Source organism: Rothia sp. HSID18069 (genome assembly GCF_003989155.1).
In the GTDB taxonomy this organism is placed as follows: Bacteria; Actinomycetota; Actinomycetes; order Actinomycetales; family Micrococcaceae; genus Rothia; species Rothia aeria.
In genome coordinates, this window is record NZ_RBMG01000033.1 from 1 (window position 1) to 530 (window position 530).

A 530-nucleotide genomic window follows, 5' to 3' on the forward strand; every position below is an offset into this window, starting at 1 on the left:
CAGGGGCGGGGATGGACCCGTTTATGGTTCCTGCTTAAATGTTCCCCAGATTACTGGGGATGAGCCGTTTGTTCGATTTCTTCTAATCGGAATTGGGTTTCTTCTCCCCACGCTTGTGGGGTTGGAAAGCTCAATACCCTCTACACAGGGGGTGTTGAGCCTTCTTTTTTAGAAAAGAGGCTGTTGGCCGGGCATGATGATGCCTCGGATCAGCTCGTCGATTTTCTGCTGTTCGTATCCGTTTTGGATGGTGTGAGCGCGTAGGAGTCTAGCGGCCGCAGCGCGTGCGGCGCGGCCTTGGTGTCGCCAGAGGGGGTTATGCAGGTTACCCCGGCCACGATATTCCCGCTCGGCCATGTTCTCGGCGTGAGTGCCGATAAAGAGGTGCCCAGTAGTACCTTTCTCTGCGCGGACGCACAGCGGATTATCGCATAGGTGCGTAACAAGCTGATCAGTAATCGCTTCTACGCCGTAAATAATTTCTGCTGCTGCGCGATGCGCACGTAGCATACGCTGGCCTCCGTCGGGGG

The 530-nt window shown here is 55.8% G+C and carries 1 pseudogene; it reads right to left on the reverse strand.

Annotated features, from left to right (window positions below):
* Positions 1-168: 168 nt before the first annotated feature.
* Positions 169-530, reverse strand: a pseudogene (locus D8M41_RS11475) (HNH endonuclease); the annotation flags it as partial.